7 protein-coding genes are annotated in these 7,825 nt (G+C 66.9%); 2 read left to right on the forward strand and 5 right to left on the reverse strand.

Annotation, left to right across the window (positions count from 1 at the left end):
* The 3 genes from V7Q39_RS17535 to V7Q39_RS17545 form a co-directional block, all read right to left on the reverse strand.
* The coding region (locus V7Q39_RS17535; protein ID WP_333817910.1) for an efflux RND transporter permease subunit at nt 1-2,687 on the reverse strand (2,687 nt) is incomplete at its 3' end.
* Between the two features lie 11 nt (nt 2,688-2,698).
* Nucleotides 2,699-3,877 (reverse strand): efflux RND transporter periplasmic adaptor subunit, encoded by a 1,179-nt coding sequence (locus V7Q39_RS17540; protein WP_333817911.1) that lies wholly within the window; start codon nt 3,875-3,877, stop codon nt 2,699-2,701.
* A gap of 5 nt (nt 3,878-3,882) precedes the next feature.
* The gene (locus tag V7Q39_RS17545; protein ID WP_333817912.1) at nt 3,883-4,500 is read right to left on the reverse strand and encodes a TetR/AcrR family transcriptional regulator; all 618 of its coding nucleotides are present in this window, start codon (nt 4,498-4,500) and stop codon (nt 3,883-3,885) included.
* 157 nt (nt 4,501-4,657) lie between these two features.
* Here V7Q39_RS17545 and tgt point away from each other — a divergent pair, with 157 nt between their 5' ends.
* A complete protein-coding gene (tgt, locus tag V7Q39_RS17550; RefSeq protein WP_333817913.1) occupies nt 4,658-5,788 on the forward strand; it encodes a tRNA guanosine(34) transglycosylase Tgt in 1,131 nt (376 codons plus the stop codon).
* 137 nt (nt 5,789-5,925) lie between these two features.
* Here tgt and V7Q39_RS17555 read toward each other — a convergent pair whose 3' ends face one another.
* A complete protein-coding gene (locus V7Q39_RS17555) occupies nt 5,926-6,216 on the reverse strand; it encodes a BrnA antitoxin family protein (RefSeq protein ID WP_333817914.1) in 291 nt (96 codons plus the stop codon).
* Nucleotides 6,213-6,458 carry a BrnT family toxin gene (locus tag V7Q39_RS17560; protein ID WP_333817915.1) on the reverse strand — a complete coding sequence of 82 codons (246 nt, stop codon included), beginning with the start codon at nt 6,456-6,458 and terminating at the stop codon, nt 6,213-6,215. Before V7Q39_RS17560 ends, V7Q39_RS17555 begins: the two co-directional genes overlap by 4 nt.
* Before the next feature lie 271 nt (nt 6,459-6,729).
* On the opposite strand from V7Q39_RS17560, the gene V7Q39_RS17565 reads away from it, so the two are divergent.
* Nucleotides 6,730-7,825 (forward strand): LON peptidase substrate-binding domain-containing protein (locus tag V7Q39_RS17565; RefSeq protein ID WP_333817916.1); only part of this gene is annotated, 1,096 nt, incomplete at its 3' end.

A 7,825-nucleotide genomic window follows, 5' to 3' on the forward strand; every position in this document is an offset into this window, starting at 1 on the left:
AGGACGCCCAGGATCATCGCGTTCTGGAAGCTGCCCAGCAGTTCGGCCTGCACCTCGGCATCGCCCGAGGGTGTGACCTTGACGGTGGCGGGCAGGTTCAGCGTCGGCAGGATTTCCTCGAAGCGGGCGGTGGCCTGGTCCAGCACATAGCCCGGCGCGATGTCGGCGCCGAGAGTGGCGACGCGCAGCCGGTTCAGGCGTTTCACCACCGAGGGGCCTTCCGAGACCTGCACCGTGGCGACCGCGGAAAGCGGCACCGGGCCGGCGGAGGTCATCACCTTCAGGGCCGAAATCCGGGCGAGGTTGTCGCGCGAGGCCTCGTCCAGCTGCACCCGGATCGGCACCAGGCGGTTGTCGATGGAAAGCTTGCCAAGGGCTGCCGAAACATCGCCGATGGTGGCGACACGCACCACGTTCGCGATCTGCTGCACGGTGACGCCCAGGCGCGCGGCCTCGTCCGCCTTGGGGGTGATCTGGATTTCGGGCCGGGGCAGGGCGGCCTCGGTCGAGGTGTTGAGGAACATCGGTTCCTGCCGCAGCGCCTCTTCGATCTTCTGGATCGCGAGGGTCAGGTCCGACTCGTCGTCGGAGAGGATGTCATAGCTGAAGGGACGCGCGCCGCCGCCCATGGTCGCAGCCTTGAAGGCGCGCAGGTCGGGGACGGCCTGGAGCGCCTGGAAGACGTCGGCCTCGATCTCGACCTGGGGCCGGAGGCGGCCTTCGGAAGCGATCGCGGGGACCAGCCCGCCCACGACCGGGATCGCACGGCCAAGGTCGATGAGCTTGCGCTCCAGCCCGTTGTCCAGCCGGTCGAGGATGATGGTGAAGGTGGCGCGGCGGATGTCGCGGTCGCCGAGCGGGGTCGAGCCGCCGATCACGAGGACGGATTTCACCCCGTCGATGTCCTTGATCGCCTCGCGCATCGCGTCGGTGGTGGCGGCAGTGTCGTCGAGCTTCGACCCCGGGGGCAGTTCGACCGAGACGACGATGCGGCTTTCATCTTCGGGAGGGAACAGGCTGCCGGGGACCTGCAGCATGGCGATGACCGAGAAGATCACCACGATCACCGCGACGACGAGGGTGACGTAGTAGGTGGGCAGCGCGATCCGGGGGTGTTTCTTCCAGCGGCGGACCTTGGTGGTGGATTTCACCAGCCAGAGATAGAAGCGCATGAAGGCGCCGTCCCGGTGGCCCTCCTCATGGCCGACGGCATCCTTGGCGCGCATGAAATAGGCGGCCATCATCGGGGTGATCAGGCGCGCGACCAGAAGCGAGAAGAGGACGGCGATGGCCACGGTCAGGCCGAACTGGCGGAAATACTGGCCGGGGATGCCGGGCATGAAGCTGACCGGCACGAAGACCGCGACGATGGTGAAGGTGGTGGCGATGACGGCGAGGCCGATCTCGTCCGCCGCCTCGATCGCGGCGCGGTAGGGGGTTTTCCCCATGCGGATGTGGCGGGCGATGTTCTCGATTTCCACGATGGCATCGTCGACCAGGATGCCGGTGGCGAGTGTGAGTGCGAGGAAGCTGACGAGGTTCAGCGAGAAGCCGAGCTGCGACATGACCCAGAAGGTGGGGATGGCGGAAAGCGGCAGAGCGACGGCGGAGATGAGGGTCGCGCGCCAGTTGCGCAGGAAGGCCAGCACCACCAGCACCGCCAGAAGCGCGCCTTCCAGCAGGGTGTGGATGGCGGATTCGTAGTTGCCGTAGGTGTAGAAGACGGAATCGTCGACCATGGTGATGGCGACGTTCGGGTGCTGGGCGCGCAGCTCATCGACCACCTGGTTGGTCACTTCGGCGACCGAGACCTCGGAAGCGCCCTTCGAGCGGAAGACGAGGAAGGAGACGGAAGCCTCGCCGTCGATGCGGGAGAAGCTCTTCAGCTCCTCATAGCTGTCGATCACCTGGCCGAGGTCGGTCAGCTTGACGAAGCGGCCCGAGGGGAGCGCGATGGTGGTATTGGCAAGGCTTTCGACGGTGCCCTGGTCGCCGAGGGTGCGGATCACCTGCTCGCCGGTGCCGAGGCTGATCTTGCCCGCGCCGAGGTTGGTGTTGGTGGCGGCGATCTGGGCGCTGACGGCCTGAGCGGTGACGCCGTAGCTGTCGAGTTTCACCGGGTCGAGCTCCACCCGGATTTCCCGGTCGGCCCCGCCGACGCGGGTGACGCGGCCGATGCCGGGCTTGCCCTGCAGGGCGCGGGTGACGGTGTCGTCGACGAACCAGCTGATCTCTTCCATCGTCATGTCGGGGGCATGGACGGCGAAGGTCATGATCGCCTGGCCCTCGACGTCGATGCGGGTGACGATGGGCGCCTCGATCCCGCCGGGCAGGTCGCCGCGGATCTGGTCGACGGCGTCTTTCACATCCTGCACGGCCTTGTCGGTGGGCACTTCCATGCGGAACTCGATGACGGTGGTGGAAAGCCCGTCGGTAACGGTGGAGGTCACGCGCTTGGCGCCGGTGAGGCCCGCGACCGCGTCTTCGATTTCCTTCGTCACCTGGCTTTCCATTTCCGCGGGCGCCGCGCCGGACTGGGCGACGGAGACGGCGACCAGGGGCACGTCGATGTTCGGGAATCGGGTGATCGGCAGGCTGTTGAAGCTTTGCCAGCCGAGCACCAGCAGCAGGAAGAAGGCCAGCAGCGGCGCAACCGGGTTGCGGATCGACCAGGCGGAGAAGTTCATGGGCGGGCCCCTCAGTTCGTCATCGCGGGGACCGGGTTGATCCGGTCGCCCGCGCGGACGAAGGCCCCGGCCTTGGTCACGACGGTATCGCCCGCGGCGAGGCCATCGGTGATTTCGACCAGTCCCCCGTCGCGGATGCCGGTCTTCACCACGACCCGTTCGACTAGGCCGCCCGCCACGCGCATCACCGTGCTGCCCTCGGGCGAAGCGCCGATGGCGGTGACGGGGATGGCAAGGGCGTCATGTTCGGCGGCGATGATCTCGGCCTCGACGAACATGCCGGTGCGCAGCGCCTCGCCGGTGTCATCGACGCTGATCCGAACGCGGCCGAGGCGGGTCACGGGGTCGATGCTGGGCTCGACCAGGCGGACGGTGCCGGAAAGCGTGCCGGTCATGCCGACGGCGCGCAGTTGCGCGGTCTGGCCGGGGGCGAGGCGGAGGAGATCGGTCTCGGAGACGTCGGCGCGCAGTTCCAGCGCGGCGTCGCGGGTGATGACGAACATCGGCTGCCCGGCGGCGGTGGCGATGGCGCCGATCCTGGCGTTGCGGGCGACGATGCGGCCCGCGACGGGGGCCTTCACCTCGGTGCGCGAGAGCATGAGGTCCACATTCTCCAACCGCGCCTGGGCCAATGCCAGTTGCGCGCGCGCGGATTCCAGCCCTTGCGTCGCGACCGAGACGCGCGCGTTGGCGGCGATGGCATTGGCGTTCGCCGTGTCCCAGGTCGCCTGCGGGGCCGTGCCGCTTTCGCGGAGCTTCGTGGTACGGTCGACGACGCGGGCGGCTTCGGCGGCGGCGGCCTCGGCCTCGACGCGCTGGGCTTCGGCTTGCGCGATGGTCGACTTCGCGGCGGCGAGCGAGGCGACGGCCTCGGTCTTCTGCAATTCCAGCGTGGTCTTCGACAGGACGGCGAGCACCTGACCCTCGGCCACCATGTCGCCCACTTCGACAAGCAACCGGTCGAGCGGCTGGCCCTCGACCAGGGGCGCGACCTGAACCTCCTCGACCGCGGCGATCAGGCCCGAGGCGATGATCCGGTCGGTCAGTCGGCGGGGCGTCACGTCCGAGACGGTGATCGCGGGCAGGGCGGCAGCGGGCGCGCTTTCGGCGGCGGCGGCCTCTTGCGCCCGGGCGGGCAGCGCGGGGACAGCGAAGGCGAGGAGGGCAGCGGCAATGAGAGTCGGGCGCATAACGGTCAACCTTCTGCAATGTCGTTGGAAATCTCGGCAAGGATGCGGTCGACCACTGCCACCACCTGCGCCGCGAGTGCGGGGCTTGCCGGGCCGAACTGTGCGGTGCGTATCGCCATGGCCTTCACCAGCATGACCAGCATCTGGCACTGGCCTTCGAAACGCTGCCGCGCCTCGGTCATGTCGCGGCGGGTGACGCTGGCGAAGATCGTCGTCAGCATTGTGACGATGGTCTCTTCCATCTGCCGCGAGGCTTCGCCGATCTCGGGCTTGCGCAGCGCCGCGGCGGCGATCTCGGCCCAGAGCTGGCCGTCCTTCATCCCTTCCTCGTCGAAATGCGCAAGCATCCGCTCGCGCAGGCAGGACATCGGGATCTCGGCCGCCTGGATCTGCGCGAACTCGCCCTGGATTTCCGCAAGGTCATAGCCGCACATCGCCTGGACGATGGCGGCCTTGGAGGGGAAGTAGCGGTAGAAGTTGCCCACGCTCATCCCGGCGGCGCGGGCAAGGTCTTGCATCGAGGCGCCGTCGAAGCCCTTCTCGGCGAAGGTCTGCCGGATCGAGGTGAGGATTTCGTGGCTGCGCGCATCGGCGGTGGCCGCGGGGTGGGGGGCGAGGGACATGGGTCAGCCGGGATGGGAATGAACGTTCATTCACGGCAGATAGAGAAGTTGCCGCAAAGGTCAAGCGTCAATACGGGAGAAGGGATCGGTTGGATGGCCCCGGCTTCACTTTTCACGCGATTTGGCCCAAAGGAGCGGCAGGCAGGGGGGCGCAGGCATGGCGACGGGCATCGGTTTCAAGGTAGCAGCCACGGATGGCGCGGCGCGGACGGGGGTGATTTCCACTCCGCGCGGAGAGATTCGCACCCCGGCCTTCATGCCGGTGGGCACGGCCGGGACGGTCAAGGCGATGCTGCCCGACAGCGCGGCGGCGACGGGGGCCGACATCCTGCTGGGCAACACCTACCATCTGATGCTGCGGCCCACGGCCGAGCGGGTGGCGGCGCTGGGGGGGCTGCACCGGTTCATGAACTGGCCGAAGCCGATCCTGACCGACTCGGGCGGGTTCCAGGTCATGTCGCTGGGGCCGCTGCGGAAGCTGACGGAAGAGGGGGTGCGGTTCTCCTCGCATCTGGACGGGTCGAAGCACATGCTGACGCCGGAGCGGAGCATGGAAATCCAGCGGCTGCTGGGGTCGGACATTGTGATGTGTTTCGACGAATGCCCCGCGCTTCCGGCGGAGGAGGCGGTGGTGGCAAAGTCGATGCGGCTGTCGATGCGCTGGGCTGAGCGGTCGCGCGCCGCGTTTGGAGACCGGCCGGGCCATGCCTTGTTCGGGATCATGCAGGGCGGTGTGACGCGGGAGCTGCGCGAGGAGTCAGCGGAGGCACTGAAGCGGATCGGCTTCGACGGCTATGCGGTCGGCGGTCTTGCGGTGGGCGAGGGGCAGGCGGCGATGTTCTCGGTCCTCGACTATGCGCCCGGCTTCCTGCCCGAGGACAAGCCGCGCTATCTGATGGGGGTGGGCAAGCCCGATGACATCGTCGGCGCGGTGGAGCGGGGCATCGACATGATGGACTGCGTGCTGCCCTCACGGTCCGGGCGGACCGGGCAGGCCTGGACGGCGCGGGGGCAGGTGAACCTGCGGAACGCCCGGCACAAGGACGACCCCCGGCCCTTGGAAGAGGGCTGCCAGTGCCCGGCCTGCCGCAGCTACTCCCGCGCTTACCTGCACCATGTGGTGAAGGCGGACGAGATCATCGGCTCGATGCTGCTGACCTGGCACAACCTGCATTATTACCAGGTGCTGATGCAGGGGCTGCGGGACGCGATCGCGGCGGGAGGTCTGGCGGCCTTCGTGGCCCGGTTCCATGCACTGCGGTCGGAAGGGGATGTGGAGCCGGTGTGAGGGTGGGCGGCGGTAGGGTAGCTGTGTGCACGGCCGTCATCTGCGCGAAGGCTGTCATCCCCGCGAAAGCGGGGACCCATCTTCTGACACTTCCGATTTGGGTCCCCGCTTTCGCGGGGATGACAGGTGGTGCAAAATCACACCCCCGCCGCCTTGCGCAGCGCCTGGTTCATGCGCGACTGCCAGCCGGGCCCCGCCGCCTTGAACGCCGCCACCACGTCGGGGTCCAGCCGCAGCGAGACGGCCACCTTGGGGTTGGCTGACTTCGGGCGCCCGGCGATGGACTTGCGCATCTTTTCCGCCAGTTCCGGGAAGACCTCGACGAAGGGGCGTGCCTGGGCCAGTTCCTCGTCGGTCCACTCCGGATTGTCGGGATCGCTGGCGATCATGCGTTGAATCTGCTCTTCGGTCAGACGCTCCTTGATCATGGCAAGCTCCTTTCCTTCTTGCTGGCCGGGCGCATGGAGATCACCGACACGCCTTCGGCGCCGAGCGCGGCAAACACAACTGCAATCGTGCCATCCGCGAACCGGCCCAATGCCTTGAGACGTCCTTTCTTCGCGGCGAGGACTTGGGAGGAAAGGAAGAACTCTTCGGTGAGATCGACGAAATCCATGCCGTGCTTGGCAAGATTGTCCGCGCGCTTCCGTTCGTCCCAGACGACTACCATCTTTTTTGTATCTACATAAAGTCCGCCGTGTCAAGATTTTCGTATAGGCAAAAAGTCACCACGTCGTTAACGCTGCCCCCGCGCCGCCGACACTTCCCGCGCGCCCTCTGCCAATCCCACCTTGCACCCGCTCACACAGAGGTTCATTCTGCCGAACCAAAGCAGAACTTGAATCCCCTGCCGGGGCACCACAAGTTAACACATCAGGCGGAGCGGGCAGGGTTGCCGATGGTCGGGACCGCGCCCAGTTGCCGCGAACGAAGGTAGACATATGAGCATCCAAAGCTATCCGGTCCTGCCCCTGCGCGACATCGTGGTATTCCCCCACATGATCGTGCCGCTCTTCGTCGGGCGCGAGAAATCGGTCCGCGCGCTGGAAGAGGTGATGCAGGACGACAAGCAGATTCTCCTCAGCTCGCAGAAGGACCCGACGGCGGACGACCCGCAGGCCGACGGCATCTTCCGCACCGGCGTGCTGGCGAATGTGCTGCAACTGTTGAAACTGCCTGACGGCACCGTGAAGGTGCTGGTCGAGGGCAAGGCGCGGGTGAAGATCACCGGCTTCATCGAGAACCCGGCTTTCTTCGAGGCCACCGCCGAAGTGCTGGCCGAGACCGAAGGCGACCAGACCGCCGTCGAGGCGCTGGTCCGCGCGGTGGGCGAAGAGTTCGAGCGCTATACCAAGGTGAAGAAGAACATCCCCGAGGAGGCGCTGGCCGCCGTCTCGGACACGCGTGAACCGGCCCGGCTGGCCGACCTGGTGGCCGGTCATCTGGGCGTGGACGTGGGCCAGAAACAGGCGATCCTGGAGACGCTGGACGTCGCCGAGCGGCTGGAGAAGGTCTATGGCCACATGCAGGGCGAGCTTTCCGTCCTGCAGGTCGAGAAGAAGATCAAGTCGCGCGTCAAGACGCAGATGGAGAAGACCCAGCGCGAGTACTATCTGAACGAGCAGATGAAGGCCATTCAGAAGGAGCTGGGCGACGGCGAGGACGGCCAGAACGAGGTCGCCGAGCTGGAGGAACGCATCCGCAAGACCGAGCTTTCCAAGGAAGCGCGCGAGAAGGCCGAAGCCGAGCTGAAGAAGCTGAAGTCGATGTCGCCGATGTCGGCGGAAGCGACCGTCGTGCGCAACTATCTCGACTGGTTGCTGGGCGTGCCGTGGGGCGTGAAGTCCCGCGTCAAGAAGGATCTGGGCGCGGCGCAGAAGGTGCTGGACGCCGATCACTACGGACTGGACAAGGTCAAGGAGCGCATCGTCGAATATCTGGCGGTGCAGGCGCGGTCGACCAAGCTGAAGGGGCCGATCCTCTGCCTCGTCGGCCCTCCGGGCGTGGGCAAGACCTCGCTGGGGCGGTCGGTGGCCA

Source organism: Tabrizicola sp. (genome assembly GCF_036781545.1).
GTDB lineage: Bacteria > Pseudomonadota > Alphaproteobacteria > Rhodobacterales > Rhodobacteraceae > Tabrizicola.